This window comes from Actinospineispora eucalypti (assembly GCF_039543365.1).
GTDB lineage: Bacteria > Actinomycetota > Actinomycetes > Mycobacteriales > Pseudonocardiaceae > Pseudonocardia > Pseudonocardia eucalypti.
Genome location: NZ_BAABJP010000023.1, coordinates 1 through 19,264, shown reverse-complemented (window position 1 = coordinate 19,264; position 19,264 = coordinate 1). Strand labels below are relative to the sequence as shown.

Below are 19,264 nucleotides of genomic sequence, written 5' to 3'. Positions count from 1 at the left end.
TCAGTCCGCCCGGTTGACGACATCACGGGGACTGGCGGTGAGCGGAATCCGGACGTGTTCGGGCCGGAATCCGACGCCGACCACCCTGGTCAGCACCTTCCGCAAGAACGGAAGCCGCTCGAACAGGGTCGACGGGTGCGGCCCGAGCAGCGTGCCGTCACCTCGGCCCACGCGCTCCACGTTGAGCCGCTGCAACAGGCGTTGGAACTCCTGGGTCAGCACGGTGGGCAACCATCGCCCGCGCCGCACGGCCGCCAGGGCGCGGGTGTCCAACGGGCGGCCCGAACGCTGGTTCTCCAGGAGCGCACCCACCAAGCAGTTCGCCGAGGCGACCGCGTCCTGCACGGCCAGGTTGACTCCGAAGCCGCCCGCCGGGGACATCTCGTGAGCGGCATCGCCGATGCAGAGCAGGCCGGGCGCGTGCCACTTTCGGAGCCGGTTGACCCGGACCTCCAGCAGGTGAAGGTCGTCGAGGCCACCGACCTCGCCCGTGCGGTCACCCAGAAACGGCACCATCTCACCCAGGTCACGCCGAAAGCGGTCGATCCCTTCCCGCCGCAACCTGTCGAAAGCACCCTTGCCGGCTTCGTACGAGATCTGCCAGTAGGTGTTCCGATTGATGACACAGAAGAACCGCCCGTTACCGATCCTGGTGCTCAGTCCTTCATCCGGATCGGTGTCGCGCCGGGAGATCCGAAAAGCCATGACGTCCATCGGGATGCCTAGGTCGCGCGGCACCAGGCCCGCCGAGCGGCGCACCGCAGAGTTCCGGCCGTCGGCGGCGACGACGAGCGCGGCCCGTACCGTTCGCGGGCCGTCCGGAGTGTCGCACCGCACCCCGACGACCCGGTCGTCTCTCCACACGACGCCGGAAGCTCCCGCTCGCATCATGAGACGGAAGCCGGGATAGCGAACCGCGTCGGCCGTGATCAGGTTGAGGAAGTCCCACTGCGGTACGAACACGACATAGGGAAAGCGGAGCTCGAGCGTGTGGAAGTCAATGGGATGAAAGCTGACTCCGTCCTGAACGAACTCGAACTTCTCCACCTTGCGCTGGGGCAGCGCACGGAAGCGTTCATAAAGTCCGAGCTCGTCGAGCACCTCCAGGGTGGACGGGTGAACCGTGTCGCCTCGGAAGTCCCGAAGGAAGTCGGCGTGCTTTTCGAGCAGGACGACCTCGATTCCCGCGCGAGCCAGAAGTAACGCAAGCATCGCGCCGGCCGGACCCGCGCCCACGACGCACACGGTTGTCTCGATTTCTTCCGATTCCATGAGGAATACTCCAGTCTCCGTGCGCGAATCAGTTCAGAGGCTTCATCCAGTAGGCCGTGAGAAATCCCGGGAATATGTTCTCCTCGAATGTGACACCCGGCAGCACGGCGGAGTACTCTCGCCGGAACTCCTCACCGTTGAACGGCACGGTGCGCTCGCTGATCTCCAGCCAGCACCTGTGCGTGAACCCGCGTAGAACGTTGACGGACACCTCGACCTGCCCGGTGATCTCGTAGGCCATGCGGGCCAGCCTGAAAGCGTAGTTGACCTGCCAGTTCGGCTCACCGTGGTCCGCCGGGCGCTCCGGGTCGAAGATGACCAGCGCCCCGCCAGGCGCGACGAGGTTTGCCAGATGCGGGAGTATTACCGGTGGCTTGGCCATGTGCAGTACGCAGCTGAACGCGAAGACGAGGTCGAACACACCGTCCTTTGCCGGTGTCATGCTCAGTGCATCGTTCACCTGGTAGGTCACATTGGACCGGGAACGGTCCCGCTTCGCTATCTCAATCATGTTCGGCGCGGGATCGACCCCCGACACTTCCTCGTACAGATCGGCCAACATGGTCGTGTACCGGCCGGCGCCGCAGCCGATGTCGAGCGCGCGCCGTCCGCCCGGAAGATTCTCGTGCAGCCACTTGCTGAACGGGCGTTCCACGGAGTCCATCGTGCCGCTGTAACTGTCGAACAGGTCGGCCATGCCGTCGAACAGCTCCGGAATGGTCTTTGTCGGCAATGACGATTGTGAAACAGACATCTGAGATCCTCCGACTCGATTCGGGTCCGCCGTACGCACGAGACGTGAAGCTAGCTCCAACGAAGTTGACGTGGCGGGCGTCCACCACCCCGGATACCGACATCTACTCAGGTGCAGTGGATGGCCGCGGCCATGACATGCCCGAACCGCCGTCGCGCCGCCGGAACCCGCCACAGCGCAGCCGCGGTCGCGGGATGTGAGAGCGACCGCGCGATCACCAGACTCGGAACCTGGCGGAACCATTCCGGGAAGGGGTCTCACATTGGGTGTCGTCGGTTCGGGCATGATCTCCCGCACCGGCACGCGACCGCGTGACGGCAGGATCACGATTGCGGTTCTCGGTGCGGGCATCGCCGGCCTGGTCGCCGGGTACGAACTCGAGCGGCTCGGCTATGACGTCGTCATCCTCGAGGCCGACTCGAGGCTCGGCGGCCGGGTGTTCACGCACCATTTCGGCGGGCCGGGCGGTCCGCTCGCGGAACTCGGCGCCATGCGGATTCCGGCCGATCACCACTTGACGGTTCGGTACGTCAACGAGTTGGGGCTGCGCGACAGGCTACGTCCCTTCCGCGGCGTGCTGAGCGAGCCGCACAACTACCTGCGGACCGGTTCTCGGTTGGTTCGGGTGCGCGATGCGGCGGCCCCGCTGATCCGAGAAGTCGAGCGGTTCGCCGGCGGCGGGTCCCACCGGCGGGAAACATTGCTGTTCGTCGGCTGGCTGCGTGCGATGGTGCACGCCATCGCCCCTCAGGAGCTGCGGGACTCGTTCCGGGACGACGTCAACGGGATCTTCGGGCCGGCCGGCCGGCTGGACCTGGCCCCGTTCCTCCGGGGCGACCGGGCTGATCTCGCCGGCGCGTTCGATACCTATCCGGAGCTGCGGGACGCGTGCGGCGGCCGGCTGGAGGGCTTTCTCGGCGACCTCCTCCGTGAGTCCGGTGCCCACATGCTGACCCTCGAGGGGGGCATGGACCAGCTGGTGGTGGCGCTCGCCGCCCGGCTGCGCGGGCCGATCCACACTCGCCACGAGGTGGTCGGTCTCGACGTGCGGCCCGACGCCGTGACCTGCCACCTGGTCCACGCGGGCAGCCGGTCCACCGTGACCTGGCCGGCCGTGCTGTGCACGATCCCGTTCTCGGTCCTGCGGGGACTGCGCCTGACCGGTGTCGACGCCGACAAACTCGACGTCATCGGTGCGCTCGACTACGGCTCGGCAACGAAAGTGGCGTTGCACTGCCGCGAGGCGTTCTGGATCGCCGACGGAATCACCGGGGGCGGGTCGGCGCTGGAGGGACTGAGCCGGCAGACCTACTACCCGGACGCCGTCGTCGACGGCGGCTCCGCGTTGCTCGCCGGCTACGCGATCGCCGAGGACGCCGACAGGTTGGGACAGCTGAGCGAGTCGGACCGGCTCACCGCGGTGGTCGACGAGGTGGCGGCCGCACACCCCGGGCTCCGCCGCCCGGGCATGGTGCGCGACGCGATCGGCGTCGTCTGGGGTGAGCGGCGGTGGAGCAGGGGCGGTGTGGCGCGGCGCTGGGGCGTCACCAACGCGCAGCGCGCCCGGGAGGTCGAACGGGCGACGAGACCGCAAGGCGGGCTGTTCTTCGCCGGCGAGCACTGCGCTACCAGCCCGGCGTGGATCAACGCCGCAATGGAGTCGGCGCTGCGTGCCGTGACGCGGATCGATGCCTTCGCCCGCCGGCCGGCCACCGCCCGGATCGGTGCGGAGGTGCCGGGGTGAGCGTCTTCGATCTCCCCCGACTGCACTTCGCCGGCGTCGGTTACACCCGGCTGCCCACGGGCCCCCGTTCCGGACTGCTCGATCTCGCTCGGAATACCCCGATCGCCGGCTCCGCCCCTTACCCGCCCACCCGCTCCGCCGGGGAGTACCACGATTACCTCGACCGTCAGGGCGTCCGGTTCGAGCCGGACGGCACGCTCACGCCGGACGGGCGGTTCGGCTCGGTCAAGGGGTGCAACTTCGGCGGAAACGGGCACTTCTGGATCGACGCCACGGTGGTCAGCACCGAGCCGCATTCCGGTGAGATGGATACGGCCGACGCGGTTGTGGGCCGGAACCTGGACCTGTGGGGCCACTACAACGACTACCTGGCCGCCACCGCGAACCGGGCCAGGGTCTTCGACGTGGATCCGGCCTCCAACTGGACCACCGCGGTTATGGTGGGCCAGCTCGGCCTCGGCCGCTCCGGTCGCTCGCACGACGTCGGCTACATGGTGACCGGTGACGTTCGCGGCATATCGCCGCCGCGCTGGCAGAACCCGCGCCATGTGCGGAAGAGGGACGAGCATCCGCTGAGCCGGGAGTTCACTCGTTCGGTTGTGTACCAGTTCGTGGTGGACAAGGCCGACGGGTTGCACTGGCTGGTCGAGGCCGACCGGTCGACCTCGGTGTCGGCGTTGCGCGAGCTGGTGGACACCGGGGACGTGGGTGGGCTGGTGGTGCAGTTGGCCCTGTTCAACATGGCGACTCCGGTGAGCAACGACGCGCCGGACCGGTGGGACATGCGCGGCACCCTCGCGCCGTGGCGCCCGGGGGAGCTGCGCACATATCCGGCGGGCCGCCTGTTGACGGCGCGGGAACCGCGTCGCCGGGGCCTGGACACGCCCCTGCACACCATGACCGTCGAGGTCGGCGCCGAGCACGTGACGGCCAACATGATCACCGCTGTCCCGGTCGAGAGCCGGGCTCCCGCCGGCGATGGCCGGCCGACCCATCCGCTCGGCCCGAGCCTGGATGTGGGCGACCTGCAACTGCGCACCGGCGCCGGCCGGCTGCTGGGCATCTTCCCTCGGGCGGCGTACCGGGATGCGCTGTTCCGGCTCAGTAGCGGCGTGCTCTCGGTGGCGCGAGCCGATGGGCGCCACGACGACCCGGACGAACCGCTGCGGCTCTGCGCTTCCGACGGGACGGTGCTGCTCACCGAGGAGGAGGTCACCGTCCAGTCTGACCAGGCCAGCCTCTTCCTCGAGCACCCGAACGCGGCGAGCGAGCAGGACTTCGCCGCCGAGATCATGGTGCGCTCGTTCGTCCGGGGGCGTCCCGCGCCGGTCGAGGGCATCGCGGTCCACCAGTTCTTCAACCCGCGCGGCCTACCGCTGGACCGCCGGACGAGCGCGCCGGGCGCCCGGTCCACCGAGGTGACCGTCGTCGAGCTCGCCGCCCCGCGGCCCGGTGAACAGCCGCGGTACGCGTCCGGCTGTGCTCTGTGCACCGACGACTCCGGGTCCGGCTGGCTGGCCATCCGCGGTGCGCGAGCCGGGGCTACCCAGGTCCTGCTGCTGCCGCCGGGCTCCCCGCTCCCCCGCGACCCGGAGTCCGAGGGCTCCGCCGCGCTCGCGTACGACAACGAGGACCGGCTCGCCTACTGGTCTTCCGCCGGGTTCCTGTCGGTGCGGGTCCTGCCCGACACCTGGTACCTGGATGACATTCCGTCCCACGAAATCACCGTCGACCTGTTGTATCGAGAGGTCTTCGCTTACTACGAGCTGATGTACTCGTTCATGGGTAACGAGATCTTCAGTCTCGCGGACCCGGCCAGGGTTGCCACGAACGCCCGATTGATCTGGCTGGTGTGCGACCCGCGAAACCGGGACAACACCTCCTACATGCCGCCCACCCGGGATATGACCCGGGCGCAGCAAAATCTGCTGTTGCGGTTCATGCACGCTACCGAGCGGACTCGGCCGAAGCCGCCCTTGCTGGCCGCCGGCAGACCCGCGATCACCCCCATCAAGACGCTCGGTGAGCTGAGCCGTGCGCTGCGCCAGGCGGCCACCATAGAGCTGGCGGCGATGCTGCAGTACCTCTTCGCGCTGTGGTCCCTTCCCACGTACGCGGCGGGTGTGGCCCACGTCGACCGCGGCGAGTGGACCCCTGAACAGCTGCGGTTGGTGTGCGGGGACGGTCCGCACACACTCGACGGCGGAATTCGTGGTGCGCTGCTGAACATCACCCGCGAAGAGATGATCCATTTTCTGGTCATCAACAACATCATCATGGCCACCGGCCAGTCGTTCTACCTTCCGGACATCGACTTCCGCACCGTCAACAGCCGGCTACCGGTGCCACTGGACTTCTGTCTGGAGGCGTTCGGACGGGGCAGCTTGCAACGGTTCATCGCGCTGGAACAGCCCTACCATCTCGCTCGCGACTTCTCGCCCGGCCAGTCCGGCATGCTCGCGGGAGACTCGGCGCCGTGTCCGTACGGGTCGCTGAGCGAGTTCTACGCGGCCATTCGCGAGGCCATCCAGCGGATCCCCGATGCCATCGTCGTCCCGGCCGGTCGCGGCGGCGGCGAGCACCACCTGTTCATGCGTGCGTCGGTCAACGCGACACATCCCGACTACCAGCTGGAGGTTGACGACGTCAGCAGCGCTGTGTTCGCGATCGACTTCGTCACCGAACACGGCGAGGGCCAGGTGATCGAATCTGTCGTGCCGTCGGAGGAGTCGCACTTCGACACCTTTCTGAAGATCTGCGAGCAGCTCAGTTCGGAGTACACCACCGATCCGGCCGGGCGCCGGACGCCGTGGGCGCCGGCCTATCCCGTGATGCGGAACCCGACGCTGCGCCCCGACAACTTGGCCGCGGACCTGGTCACCAACCAAGAGGCCAGGGCGGCGATGGAACTGTTCAACCGGGCCTATTCGCTCATGCTGCAGCTGATGGCCCAGCACTTCGGATATCTGCCCGACCAGAGCCTGCGCAGATCCCGCCTGATGAACGCCGCCATCGATGTGATGATCGGCGTCTTGCGCCCGCTCGCCGAACACATTGTCACGCTGCCGTCCGGCCGCCCCGGTCGGACCGCCGGTCCGTCATTCGAGCTAGACCGAGAAGTGCAGTTCATCGCTCGCCCCGACGTCGCGGCCACCTGGATCGGCGCACGGCTGATGGAGGTTTCCGCGGATGCCACCAAGGTGGCCGGACTGACCGAGACGGTACCGCAACTGCTGCGCTCCCTAGCCGCAGAGCTGCGGAGCATGGACTGACTCCTGACCGCTGTGAAATACGGGGAGAGGGCCGACATGTCAGCTCTGGACGCCGAGCGATTCCATTCACTGGTATTGGCGAACATCGAGAATCCGTACCCCGTCTACCAGCGATTCCGCGAGTCAGCCGGTCTGCATCGGGTTTTGCGCCCCGGAAGCGGGCGAGAACCCGAATGGCTGGTCATGCGGTACGGGGACGCGTCGACGGTGCTCACCGGCCGGGGTTTCGGGCGCGGTGCCGCGGCGGCCGCTGGCAGCTCCGCGCCGCTGTCGGCCTCGCTCGCGGGCGGTTGCCCGACCCTCGGCGCCTTCGTCGACAACTGGCTGGTCTTCATGGACCCACCTCGGCACACCGCCGTTCGCGCGGTCGTCGCGGACTGCCTGGCACAACGGATACAGGAGGGGCTGGCCGAGCGCGCCCGCGACATCGTTGGGGAGCTGGTAGCCGACCTCGCGGACAATTCTCGGATAGAGCTGGTCGGCGACTACGCCACCGTGGTCCCGATGCTGGTGATCCTCGAGGCGCTCGGGGTGCCGCGGACGGACTGGACGTGGATGTGCGGCCGGACGGCCGCGTTGCAACAGGCCAGCACCTTCCGGCCCGGCAACCGAGCCCAGCGGCTCGCCGCCGCCGAAGACGCGGCGCACGACTTCGACGAGTACTTCCGCCGGATCCTCTCCAGCCGCCGCCGCGCGCCGGGGAACGACCTGATCTCCGCCCTCGTCGCGGCATCGTGGAGCGACGGCGAGGGCGCCGACGATCTCCTGGTCGCTACCTGCGTGCATCTACTCGCCTCGGGAAACGAGACGATGCGCACCGCCCTGTCCAAGATCGTCTTGCTCCTCCTGCGACACGCGAACCTGCTGGACCGGCTCCTCGACCAGCCTCGACTGGTGCCGGCCGCGGTCGACGAGTTGATCCGGTTCGACTCACCCGCCCAGATGGTGACCAGATGGGCTTACCGCGACGCGTGCGTCGGCGGCCGTGACATCCACCGGGGGGACAAGGTCACGGTGGTCCTCGGCTCGGCCAACCGCGACCCGGCATCGTTCCCCGACCCCGACGTCATTCGGCTCGACCGACGCAACCGCCGGCACTGCGGCTTCGGCATGGGCATCCACTACTGCCTCGGCTCCGCGCTCGGCCGGATGGAGACCGAGATCGGTGTCGGTGCCATTGTGAAGCTGCTGCCGAGGCTGCGCATCGACGGCGAACAGTTGGTCTACGGCGAGGACCTCATTTTCCACGGCCCGCTAGAACTATGGCTCCGCCGGGTGTGACACCCGCGACTCGGCCGCGGCCGGTCGCGATGCGGCCGTGACGGATGGGACGTCGCGCGCCAGCCACCCCGACGCCAGGCCGAAAGCCCGGCAAACCCGCGGCCGTCCAAGCCGATCTTTAAACCAGCACCGAGCCCTCACCGAGCGGGCGCGCAATGTCGAAACACGGCCTACGACCCCGGTTGTGACAAGTACTCATGGCAGCTGGGCAGCTCCTTGACCATACGGCGGGCCTGCGCCCGCAGTTTGGCGAACTCCGCACTGGCGGGGGCGGGGTCCATGTGCGCCAGTGCCGGCCGGAACCGCTCGGGACGGTTTCCCATGCCCAACCAGATCGTGTTCCAAGAATAGGACTCGAACCCGTGGTAATGGGGATAGATTGTCTCCTGGTCCCACAGGTGAACCCTCGCACCCTCCATGCACTCCTCAGCCGTATCGGTGGCCTTTCTCGTCTTCGCGGCCTTCCAGTACTGGTTGTCGTCTCGTCCCGCGGCGCGGTAGTGCAGGATGAGGAAATCCTTCACGCCGTCGACGGCGCGGGCAATCCGGGTGTTGTAACTTTGCGCCAGGGCGCGGTCCCATTGCCGGTCCGGGAAGTGTTTGACCAGCTGCTCGATTCCATGCTGGATGAAGAATATTCCGGTGGACTCCAGCGGTTCCACGAACGCGCTGGAGAGCCCGATGGCCACACAGTTCTTCACCCAGGATTCCCGGCTTCGCCCCACCCGCATGGCAATGTGGTTGACCTCGAGGTCGTCACCCCGAGGGGCCACATACCGGCGAAGGGTCCGTTCCGCCTGTTCCGGCGTGCAGAACTCGTCGGAGTAGACGTAACCGTTGCCGTCCCGGTGCAACAACGGGATGGTCCACAGCCAGCCGGCCTCCATCGCGGTCGCGGTCGTGTAGGGGTTCATCCGCCCCGGGCACTCGTGTGGCACTCGAATAGCGACGGCGCGGTTGTTCGGCAGCACATCCTGAAAGGAAATGAACGGCTCGCCGAGAACTTTGCCGATCAGCTCGGCCCTCGAACCGGTGCAGTCCACAAACAGATCCGCGGCCAAGTCCCCGTGGTCGCGGGTGACGACGTGGGTGATCCAGCCGCGTTGGTCCTGAGCCGTGTGCACCACGTCGTCCACCACGTGGCGCACGCCGCGATCCACGCTGTAGCCAGCGAGGAAACGAGCGACCTTGTCGGCATCGAAGTGGTACGCATAGGGAAACTGCGCACGCTGTTCGGCGAGCGTCGAGCGGCCGCTGGAACCGTCCAGGTCGCCGGCGAAGAGGCTCCCGTCGAGAAAGCGCGGCGACCGCCGGGCCTCGCACAGCGCCGACGTGATGAAGCATTCGCGATCGAACGGCCGCCGATGGTCACCGAGCTTGAGCCACCACTCCGCCAGGGAAAAGCCGTCGGCATCACGCAGCCGTTCAAATGGATGGTAGAAGTATTCTCCCGGCGTGCTCCAGTTCTCGAAACGGATTCCCAGCTTGTAGCTGCCGTCGCAGTTCGGCAACCATTCAGCCTCGTCCAGGCCCAGGTAGTCGAAATAATGGCGGATCGTGCTGAAAGTGGCCTCGCCCACTCCGATACTGCCCACCGTGGTGGACTCCACCAAAGTCACATCGAGCCGATCGCCGAAAGCCGCGCGCAGGTAGGCCGCCGTCATCCAGCCCGCCGTTCCACCGCCGACAACAACAACGGATCTAATCATCATCAACCACCTCGAACCCGGTTTGCCAGAGTTTCAGGATTGACCGGCAGGTCTGTGCCGCGCCAGGCGACATGACCGTCCGGGCGGACCACAACGTGGGGACGTCCATAGTTTTGGGCGACATCGGCCTGGTCGATCTCACATATCGCCAGCGGAATCTGGTATTCCGCAAAAGCCTGTTGCAACCGCTCGGTGTTCGGGGACGACTGGAACGAAAGCAGTACGAATCCTCGGCCGAACAGATCCAGCGTCGACATCCCCGGATGTATCCATACGTGCGGGGCCCGGCCGCCGGGTAGCGCGCTCGTCGACCAGGTCTCGGTGTCTTTTTCCGTTGGATCATCCACAATGAGCGTCGACCGGTAGCGATAGCCGAAATGGATGTCCGGTGCATCGAACTCGCGCCGTACTCCACCGGATTCCAGTTGGGCGGCCAGGCTGCTTCTGGCCGCGGCACCGTCGGCGTTGTCGAGCATGATGCTCGGGGAGAGCTCCCGGCGCAGCGTCCTGCGCAGGTTGTGGTTCGACTGTTCGAGGCTGGCCACCGCGACCGGCATCCGTTCGGCCTCGTAGCTGTCCAGCAGGCCCGGGCCCGCCCACCCGGCGAGCACCGCGGCGAGCTTCCAGCCGAGGTTGGCGGCATCGGCGATGCCGGTGTTCATCCCGAACCCGCCGGACGGGGAGAGCGTGTGTGCCGCATCTCCGGCGAACAGGACGCGACCGGTCCGGTAGCGCTCCGCCACGCGGTGGGTCAGGTGCCAGGTGGCATCGGACAGCACCCGCACGGGCGTGTCCAGCGCGATCGCGGCCCGCACCAGTTCCTCGGCATCCCGCATTGCCGAGGCGTCCTGACCCGATGCGGTGAGCCGGTAGAGCGCCTCGCCGTCCATTGATCTCAGCGGGTACCGCAACATCGTCGGGGAGGTCAGGAAGTACACCAACGCGGCGGACTCGCCGAGCTGTGCGCGCAGCCGCGGAGCTCGGAAGAGGATGTTGCGGAATACCTGCGTCCGGTGGTGGGACCGAACGGGCACCCCGCACCTTTTGCGAATCGGAGAGTTCGCGCCGTCACACGCCACGACATAGGCCGCGGTCACCGTGGCGACCTCGCCGGTGTCCCCTACCGTTGCCGTCACTGTGACGCCGTCGTCGTGCTGATCGATCTCGTCCACCCGCCAGCGCAGGCGCACCGGACCATCCGGATGCGTCCCGAGCGATTCGGTCAACAAAGGCATCAGCCAGTGCTGTGGGCACACCTGTTCGGGTTCGGGGGTGTGGTCCGGTGGCAGCCGCATACCGGTCGTGCCGAACTCGATCCGGTAGATCTCGTGGCCACCGACCGCCGTCACCCACGCGATGTCGAGGGGATGGTCGTCGGGCCATCCGGCCTTGCGAATCCGGTTGGCGAGTCCCCAACCGCGGAAGAACTCCATCGACCGCGGCCCGACCGTACCCACTTTCGGGTGGTCGATGTGACCGTCGCCCGCCTCGAGCAGCAAGAAATCGACATCACGGCTCTTGAGGTCGAGAGCCAACGACATTCCGACAGGGCCTCCGCCGACGATCAATACGTCGGTTTGGCAGCTTTTTCCGCCCACCGGCACTGGCCCTTCCGCCATGGCTGATTCGCCCCGACACTGCTTCGGTACGGTGCGACCGAGTTCGTCCCCACGGATCTGCCCGCGGCCGCCACGTCTAGATTGACGCCGGCCTCGACCCGGCACATCCCCCGCGTTGACAGCGGTGCAGACGCTTCGGCGAGGGCCGACCGCACCGGATAATCCGTTCGGGGGCCGGCAGCCCGCGCGAGCAAGTTGGATTCGTGCGACCCTCCCGCTCCGGCATACCGTTCGGCGAATGGCGAATCCTAAGCTTGGCTTACCGACGATTCCTTGACGCCCAAAGAACGCGACCATGAGGAGTATCTAGATGGGCAACCGAGTTGAGAAGGTCATCATTCTCGGCGGTGGCACGGCCGGCTGGATGACCGCATCGTACCTTGCGAAGATGCTCGGTGAAACCACATCCGTCACCGTGCTCGAATCTCCCGGAATACCCAAGATCGGTGTCGGTGAGGCGACTGTGCCGAACCTGCAGAGGGTGTTCTTCGACTTTCTCGGGCTCGAAGAGAAGGACTGGATGCCCGAGTGCAACGCCAGCTTCAAGATGGCCATCAAGTACATCAATTGGTGCACCGGTGGCGATAGCCGGCCCGACTCGAGAACAATGAACGGAGGTTTCGATCATTTCTACCACACCTTCGGTCTGCTTCCCGAGCACGACGGGCTGCCCCTCTCGCATTATTGGGCTTACCGCCGGCTGCTGGGCGAGACCAAGGAACGGTTCGACCAGTACTGCTTCTGGGAACCGGCCGCGATGGACGCCAAGAAGGCGCCGTGCTGGCCGGACGGCCAGCCGGCGACCTACTACGCGTGGCACTTCGACGCCCACCTCGTCGCCGACTTCCTGCGCCGGTTCTCCACCGACACACTCGGGGTGCGGCACGTGCAGGACGAGCTGTGGGAGGTGCGCCAGGACAGCCAAGGCTTCATCCAGGCGCTGATCACCAAGAGCGGCCAGGAGCTCGCCGGCGACCTGTTCGTCGACTGCTCCGGATTCCGTGGCCTCCTCATCAACAAGGCGATGGGCGAACCGTTCATCGACATGAGTGGCCAACTACTGTGTGACAGCGCGGTCGCTACGGCGGTCCCACACAATGACGACGACGGGATAGAACCGTACACCTCGGCGATCGCCATGAACTCCGGCTGGACCTGGAAGATCCCGATGCTGGGCCGGTTCGGCACCGGATACGTCTACTCGAGTGCGTTCATCGACCAAGACGAGGCAACGAGTGAGTTCTGCCGACTGTGGGACATCGATCCCGAGGAACTTCCACTCAGCCACATCCGCTTCCGCACGGGGCGCAACCGTAGGGCGTGGGTCAAGAACTGTATCGGCATCGGGCTCGCGTCATGCTTTCTCGAACCGCTGGAGTCGGTGGGTATCTATTTCATCACGGGCGCTATCTACCAGCTGGCCAAGCATTTCCCTGACAAGTCTTTCAACCCGCTGCTGATCGATCGATGCAATGCCGAGATCAAGTTCATGTTCGACGACTGCAGGGACTTCCTCCAGGCACATTACTATCTTTCGCCGCGCGTGGACACCCCGTTTTGGCAGGCAACCAAAGAGCTGGATCTGACGCCGGAGATCCAGGAGAAGATTGCGATGTACAAGGCGGGGCTACCCATCAACGCACCCGTCGTGGACGAGTCTACCTACTACACCAACTTCGACGCCGAGTTCCGAAACTTTTGGACCAACGGCAGCTACTACTGTGTCTTCGCCGGGCTCGGGCTGCTGCCGGACACACCAGTGCCTTCGTTGGCCAACCGGCCCAGCGCCCAACACGGCGCCACGCGCCTGTTCGAGAACATCAGGAGGAAAGAGGACAAAATGTTGAGCGAGTTGCCGACAACGGTCGAATATCTCCGCGCCCTACACAAAAAGTAGAAGCAATAAGCCGAGGCTAGGGCAAGCAGCTAAGGAGCGTGGAAGAGTTGGAACCGCACGACTACACCGAGTCCTCTCATCTCGCTGTCCGGGAACCAGCAGAGGCTGATGTGGGTCTCTACCGTGACCTGATGAGCTCGTTTCCCACCGGGGTGTCGGTCGTGACCACGATCGACGGTGATGGGCGGCCCCGGGGTGCGACCTGCACGTCGCTGACCAGCGTCACCCTCTCGCCGCCCACGCTGCTTGTCTGCCTCAACGAGCGTGGCGGAACCCTCCGCGCCGTCCTGGCATCCCGGCGGTTCGCGGTGAACCTTCTGCACGCCGGCGGCCGCCGCGCGGCCACGGTGTTCTCCTCCCGGTGCGTGGACAAGTTCGCCGACGTGGCGTCGGAGCCGTGGGCGTGCTTCGGCCTGCCGTTCCTGCACCACGACGCGTTCGCGGTCGCCGCCTGCGAGGTGGCCGAGGACGTCCATATCGGCGACCACCGGATCGTGATCGGTCGGGTGCTCGACATCCGGGTATCACCCGGTGTCCCGCTCACCTACGGGCTGAGGCACTTTCTGCCGTGGCCGCTTGCGGTACCCGCAGCGGGCGCCAGGCTGGCGAAGAGATAACGGCACGCGGCAATCACAGAAGGCGAGCAGTGTGAACCCGCCCTTCGCCCGCCAGCTTCCCGCGGCCGCCCTGGGCAATGCCTCGCACCGGCGGCGGGTCTGGCGTGAAAGCCACCGCCCAGGGCAGATCGGACCTTGCCCAGGCGGTGAGCCACCCCCGCGGAGTCATGCCCGGCGCGCCACTGGTCTCCACATGCCGCGAAGTGCTCACCGTCGTGCCGGCCCTGGTGGGGCTGGCCGTGCGTGCCGCGCAGGATGGGGGGTTGGACGCCCAGCTGCCGGCCGTCGAGGCCGGCCACTCCACTGATCGACCCGCGATCGCGGGATGTGGCGGTGGCGTAGGCGCCGGGAGCGGGTTGCTATCTGCCTGCTGGAAGCCGGGTCCGCGTTTGGGTTGGCACCGACGAGAACGGACCCGACGGGCGCCGGTGAACCGCACAGTCGGTCGGGCATCCTTCGCGCGCTGAACCGGGTCCGCTACCTAACCCCAGACTCCTCCATCATCCATACCCCGCCCGTAGGGCGCTATAGCGCCGTTTGAGCAGGTGGTCCCGGTTCAGCGGGGAGTGCGCCTCGTCGGGGGCGGGCCTGTGACGGATGCCGACCGAGTTGAGCACCCCCAACATGCGGACCAGGTGGATGATGCGCAGGTCGTCCTCGTCGGTGGCGCCGGGCCGCACGGCGCCGACCAGGGTCAAGGTGCGGTCCAGGTAGCGGACTTCGCCGGGCAGCCCCGCCCGCTGGGTGGCGTGGACCAGGTCGTGACGGATGGCGGCCGACCCCAGCCCGCACAGCCGGGCGAAGTCCAGCTCGTCCAGCGGGAACAGTCGCTCATGTTCGCGCAGGTAGGCGAGCTCCAGTGCGCGGGCGTGGCCGTGGGTGCAGTACTGGCAGCCGTTGACCAGGGAGATGGCCACGCACAGCAGATGCGTGCGGACCGGCCCGAACCTGGCCAGCGTGCGCTCGTAGCGCGGCATGTTGCCCAGGAACCAGCTCAGCGCGCTCCAGGTACCGAGTTGGATGACGGTGGGCGCGATCAGACGCGGCGGAAATCCCCACAGCAGGGTGCACACACCCTCGAGCAGCCGCGTGACGGCACGCGCCAGCGCCTGGGCTGCCATCGAGATCTCCCGCTGGGTGGCTGAATGCTCACGCTGAGCAATCTTTGATCGAAACGTACTACCGGTGGGGGACGCTAGATCGACCGGTCCTCGTCGCCCATCCAGACCTGCGGTGGCGCGGCCCCGACTCCGCTGTTCGCGGACCCCGCGCCCCGCGAGTGGGCTGCTGTAGCGCGGGGCGCTGGATCATCATCGCCGTCACCGCTGCTCGGGTCGGTGTCGGACACGGTAGGCATGCCTCTACAGTATGTGGGTGCGTGAGCCACGTCACGACATCACCGCCGATGTGGGCGACGAGCTGGCCACCCTGTGTGGGCTGGTGTGCCGATCGATGCAAGACGCCAGCCACGCGGTCCTACGCACAGACCCGATGCTCGCCGAGCAGGTCATCACCGCACACGCACAGATCGCGCAACAAGGCACCCAGTGCGCGCGCCGCACCTGCACCCCACAGGCATACCCCCCAGCGATCGTCGAGCGCCGAATCATGGCCGCCGCCGTCACCGCCGCGCACAAGATCGTGCGGATGGGCGAGCTCGCCTGCCAGGTCGCCGACATCGCGCGCGAGCGTCACCCCCAGCTGGCTATACCCGCCGCGCTGCGCGAACCACTCACCCGAATGAGCCAACTCGCGATGCGGTCCGGGCGCCATCTCGAACAAACCCTCGCCGCCCCGGTGGGAACCTATCTCCCCGCACTGCAACGGGTGAACGACGAACTCGACTGGCTCCAACAACACCTGCTCGACACCCTCAACCGCGCCACCCCGCCCTACCCCGCACGAACCGGAACGCAGATCACGGTGCTCGCCCGCTGCTACGAACGCTTCGCCGACCACACCGTCTGCATCAGCCGCTACCTCGACAACACCGACGACAACCCCACCCGCGACATAGAGGCTGGCGAGTCCCCGCCGCGAGCGGACATCGCGGTGATCGGCGTCCCAGTCACAACAGCAGTGCGGAAGCCTGCGCTGAGAGCCGCACCCGTGCAAGCGTCGAACCTCGCCAGCTTCTTGGCGGAACACCCACTGACCAGGTTCCTTCGCGCAAACGGTTCCGCCGAGTGGGTCCTCGCACGACATCAGCGGGGCGAGCACGGCGAGTGCCTAGGATGCAGCGGAACCCAACACGTGGAGTACCCCTGCACCCAGCACGTACACGCCGCCCTGGCGTTACAGCCGCCCCCCTCAGACCGACATGATCAACCACAGGTGGACTTCGCGGTCGCGACATCCTTCGACGGCGCCGCCGCACAGGCACGGCGTCGACGCTTGCGGATAGCTCCCCTTCCCCTTGGCGATTCCTCGAGCATTGGTCGCCGAGTCGAGGACGATGCAATGCCGCCCGGTCGCGCACCCGGGACTCCGCGAAATCGCGGCGAGTAGACGCTGAGCGGCGACCTACCAGAACCGGTCGTGCTTGCCCCGACTCGCAAGAGGCTCCCGGCGTGACGGCCGATCCGCGCACGCGTCGCGGTGTCAGCTCGGGAACCGCAGCTCGCGCGCCAGCGTGCCGTAAGCATCCACCGGCGCCGGCTCCCCACCGACGCTGGCCGACTACCTGCCGAAGGTGATCGCGGCCGCCGGGCCGGGCGCGAGACGCACCTACAGCACCTATTGGACGCGCATGAACCGAGTCTGGGGCCCGCACCAGCGGCAACGACCCCATCCTCGACGCACTACGCCTGCACGCCGAACCGCCTGCCGACGCGGCGGCGCATCGGTGACCAGCTGCCCTAGGTGTACTGACCGGAGACGTTGGTCGAGGTCGTGTGACGACACGACCTGATTGATCTTGATAGGTGAGGGCCTCCCGGGGAGGTTGTGGAGCTGTCTGACGGCATCCACCACCGACCCCAGGAGGTCCTCGTGGCCCACGCTAACGCTGTTTTGACCCCACGTGCCCGATTGCGCTTGGCGCGTCTGATCGTGGAGGACGGCTGGCCCGTTGCGCGCGCCGCCGAACGGTTCCAAGTGTCCTGGCCGACCGCGAACCGCTGGGCACAGCGCTACCGTGAGCTCGGCCCCGAGGGCATGCTCGATCGCTCCAGCCGGCCCCGCCGTTGCCCGCGTGCGACCCCGGCGCCGGTGGTGCGCAAGATCGTGCACCTGCGCTGGAAGCAGCGGCTGGGACCGGTCGCTATCGCCGCACGGGTCGCGGTGGCGCCCTCGACCGCGCATCAGGTGCTGCGTCGGTGTCGGATCAACCGCCTCGCCCACCTCGACCGGGCCACCGGCGAGCCGGTGCGCCGCTACGAGCACCCCGCTCCCGGGGACCTGCCGCATGTGGATGTGAAGAAACTCGGCAACATCCCCGACCACGGCGGATGGCGCTTCGTAGGACGCGCCCAGGGCAAACGCAACCGCGCCGCCACACCAGACAAGCCTCGCAACCGCCAGCGCAACCCACAGATGGGCACCGCTTACGTACACACCGTGCTCGATGACCATTCCCGGGTCGCCTACGCCGAGATCCACGACGACGAAACCGCCGCCGCCACCGCGGTCTTGCGCCGCGCGGTCGCCTGGTTCGCCACCCGCGGCATCGCGACCCACCGAGTGCTCTCCGACAACGGATCGGCCTACCGCTCCCGCCTCTGGCGCGACACCTGCGCCGAGCTCGGGATCACCCCGAAAAAGACCCGGCCCTACCGGCCACAAACCAACGGCAAAATCGAACGATTCCACCGCACACTGGCCCACGAATGGGCCTTCCGCCGCCTCTACACCAGCGAGTCACAACGCCGCAAAGCCCTACCCGGCTGGATCCACGAGTACAACCATCACAGACCCCACACCGCCACAGGACGCCACCCACCCATCACCAGATTGACCAACCTGTCCGGTCAGTACACCTAGGTCGCCCCTCAAGGCATCTCCACCCACTGGCTGCGTCACACCACCCTCACCTGCGTCGAACGCCACTACGGATACGGCACCGCCCGCGCCTACGCCGGACACACCGACAACACCGGCGCGGCCACCACCACCTACATCAAAGCCGACCTGCAAACCGTCGCCACCGCACTGTCCGCCCTCACCGCACAATCACACCCAATGGGCCACTCGTAAGATCATCCGTCCGCACCACCACCCACCGGACCATGCCGCGCAACGGCTCGCACGTGCACCCCGATCAACGCAGAGATGCGACACGAGCGTTCTCGAAGACCAATTTGAGTCCGTCCAGATGTCTGTCCGCGAGCTCGTCACCGAGACCGGGGCCGCTACGCTGCACGCCGCCGCAGTCGCCGTTGCCTGGGGTAGCCACGCACTGACGAACACCCATGCCACGGCGGCCGTGGCGCCAGTCGATTTTTCGGTCTCTGCCTCGTCGGAGCAGCTGCAACCGTACTGGGCGCGAAGGCAGGTCAGAAGCATCAACGCGTGCGACCACGGCCTGCAAGCCGGAAACAGCGGGAGTCGCAGGTCAGCGGCCTGTTTCCACGTTCTGGGCCGTCACGCTGATTTCGCCTGCTGTCCCCGGCGCCGACCGCCGACGCGGCGCAGCCCGTGAGCTCCACGGCGGAACCGGCGCACGCGGTGACCGGCCCGGCATCCGTGTCCGACGGCGGCCCTCAGGATTGGTGGCCCCCGCCGATCGGCAACCCGGCGCCCGCCGAAACCCGCCGACCCCAGAGCATGAGCTCGCCGCACCCGCACCCGCACCCGTCGCCGAGCTCCGGGCCACGACACCGATGATCCGGCGCGCGATCAGGCCGGGCCGCCGGACTGCGCCCTCCCGGGCTGATCCGCAGACCGGCCGCGTCCGAGAGCGACACCGCGAGCTCAGCAGGGCCGGGCGGCGGCTCAGGCGGTTCCGACCTGGCGACGGTCGACATTGTTGAGGAGCTTATCGATGACGCCCTCTCGAGCGTGGGTACGTTTGCCGATCAGCTGCTGCCCGGGGAGAACTAGTACTCCAGCCGCACTTCGTTATGTGAGTTGTAATCGGCGTTGGTAGTGGCTGGTTCGGG

General features: G+C 67.1%; 12 protein-coding genes. 7 read left to right on the top strand and 5 right to left on the bottom strand.

The window, feature by feature from the left end:
* Positions 1-1,272 carry an FAD-dependent oxidoreductase gene (locus tag ABEB12_RS22345; RefSeq protein WP_185066003.1) on the bottom strand — a complete coding sequence of 424 codons (1,272 nt, stop codon included), beginning with the start codon at positions 1,270-1,272 and terminating at the stop codon, positions 1-3.
* 28 nt (positions 1,273-1,300) lie between these two features.
* The gene (locus tag ABEB12_RS22340) at positions 1,301-2,026 is read right to left on the bottom strand and encodes a methyltransferase domain-containing protein (protein ID WP_185066002.1); all 726 of its coding nucleotides are present in this window, start codon (positions 2,024-2,026) and stop codon (positions 1,301-1,303) included.
* 283 nt (positions 2,027-2,309) lie between these two features.
* On the opposite strand from ABEB12_RS22340, the gene ABEB12_RS22335 reads away from it, so the two are divergent.
* The 3 genes from ABEB12_RS22335 (at position 2,310) to ABEB12_RS22325 (ending at position 8,323) form a co-directional block, all read left to right on the top strand.
* Entirely contained in the window at positions 2,310-3,770 is a 1,461-nt protein-coding gene (locus tag ABEB12_RS22335) for an FAD-dependent oxidoreductase (protein WP_221498814.1), read from the top strand.
* A complete protein-coding gene (locus tag ABEB12_RS22330) occupies positions 3,767-7,042 on the top strand; it encodes a ferritin-like domain-containing protein (RefSeq protein ID WP_185066001.1) in 3,276 nt (1,091 codons plus the stop codon). Before ABEB12_RS22335 ends, ABEB12_RS22330 begins: the two co-directional genes overlap by 4 nt.
* Before the next feature lie 183 nt (positions 7,043-7,225).
* Entirely contained in the window at positions 7,226-8,323 is a 1,098-nt protein-coding gene (locus ABEB12_RS22325) for a cytochrome P450 (protein ID WP_185066000.1), read from the top strand.
* A gap of 170 nt (positions 8,324-8,493) precedes the next feature.
* Here the strand turns inward: ABEB12_RS22325 and ABEB12_RS22320 are convergent, their stop codons facing one another.
* Together ABEB12_RS22320 and ABEB12_RS22315 are read right to left on the bottom strand one after the other, a co-directional pair.
* The gene (locus ABEB12_RS22320) at positions 8,494-10,032 is read right to left on the bottom strand and encodes an FAD-dependent oxidoreductase (protein ID WP_185065999.1); all 1,539 of its coding nucleotides are present in this window, start codon (positions 10,030-10,032) and stop codon (positions 8,494-8,496) included.
* 2 nt (positions 10,033-10,034) lie between these two features.
* Positions 10,035-11,651: an FAD-dependent monooxygenase gene (locus tag ABEB12_RS22315; RefSeq protein WP_185065998.1), complete on the bottom strand. Its 1,617-nt coding sequence runs from the start codon at positions 11,649-11,651 to the stop codon at positions 10,035-10,037.
* Positions 11,652-11,961: 310 nt separating this feature from the next.
* Between ABEB12_RS22315 and ABEB12_RS22310 the strand changes: the two genes are divergently transcribed.
* On the top strand, positions 11,962-13,548 hold the full coding sequence (locus tag ABEB12_RS22310) for a tryptophan 7-halogenase (RefSeq protein WP_185065997.1): 1,587 nt from the start codon (positions 11,962-11,964) through the stop codon (positions 13,546-13,548).
* A 131-nt stretch (positions 13,549-13,679) separates the two neighbouring features.
* Positions 13,680-14,165 (top strand): flavin reductase, encoded by a 486-nt coding sequence (locus ABEB12_RS22305; protein ID WP_185065996.1) that lies wholly within the window; start codon positions 13,680-13,682, stop codon positions 14,163-14,165.
* A 500-nt stretch (positions 14,166-14,665) separates the two neighbouring features.
* On the opposite strand, the gene ABEB12_RS22300 is transcribed toward ABEB12_RS22305, so the two are convergent.
* Positions 14,666-15,286 carry a hypothetical protein gene (locus ABEB12_RS22300; protein ID WP_185065995.1) on the bottom strand — a complete coding sequence of 207 codons (621 nt, stop codon included), beginning with the start codon at positions 15,284-15,286 and terminating at the stop codon, positions 14,666-14,668.
* Between the two features lie 253 nt (positions 15,287-15,539).
* On the opposite strand from ABEB12_RS22300, the gene ABEB12_RS22295 reads away from it, so the two are divergent.
* Both ABEB12_RS22295 and ABEB12_RS22290 read left to right on the top strand, forming a co-directional pair.
* Positions 15,540-16,673: a phosphate signaling complex PhoU family protein gene (locus ABEB12_RS22295; RefSeq protein ID WP_185065994.1), complete on the top strand. Its 1,134-nt coding sequence runs from the start codon at positions 15,540-15,542 to the stop codon at positions 16,671-16,673.
* A 483-nt stretch (positions 16,674-17,156) separates the two neighbouring features.
* Positions 17,157-18,146, top strand: a complete 990-nt coding sequence (locus ABEB12_RS22290; protein WP_185066222.1) for an IS481 family transposase — start codon at positions 17,157-17,159, stop codon at positions 18,144-18,146.
* The last annotated feature ends 1,118 nt before the right edge of the window (positions 18,147-19,264 follow it).

Excerpts from the sequence above, each read along its gene's own strand:
- ABEB12_RS22340 (WP_185066002.1), bottom strand. The coding sequence starts at position 2,026 with ATGTCTGTTTCACAATCGTCATTGCCGACAAAGACCATTCCGGAGCTG.
- ABEB12_RS22320 (WP_185065999.1), bottom strand. The coding sequence starts at position 10,032 with ATGATTAGATCCGTTGTTGTTGTCGGCGGTGGAACGGCGGGCTGGATG.
- ABEB12_RS22315 (WP_185065998.1), bottom strand. The coding sequence starts at position 11,651 with ATGGCGGAAGGGCCAGTGCCGGTGGGCGGAAAAAGCTGCCAAACCGAC.
- ABEB12_RS22310 (WP_185065997.1), top strand. The coding sequence starts at position 11,962 with ATGGGCAACCGAGTTGAGAAGGTCATCATTCTCGGCGGTGGCACGGCC.
- ABEB12_RS22300 (WP_185065995.1), bottom strand. The coding sequence starts at position 15,286 with ATGGCAGCCCAGGCGCTGGCGCGTGCCGTCACGCGGCTGCTCGAGGGT.
- ABEB12_RS22345 (WP_185066003.1), bottom strand. The coding sequence starts at position 1,272 with ATGGAATCGGAAGAAATCGAGACAACCGTGTGCGTCGTGGGCGCGGGT.
- ABEB12_RS22305 (WP_185065996.1), top strand. The coding sequence starts at position 13,680 with ATGAGCTCGTTTCCCACCGGGGTGTCGGTCGTGACCACGATCGACGGT.
- ABEB12_RS22325 (WP_185066000.1), top strand. The coding sequence starts at position 7,226 with ATGCGGTACGGGGACGCGTCGACGGTGCTCACCGGCCGGGGTTTCGGG.
- ABEB12_RS22335 (WP_221498814.1), top strand. The coding sequence starts at position 2,310 with ATGATCTCCCGCACCGGCACGCGACCGCGTGACGGCAGGATCACGATT.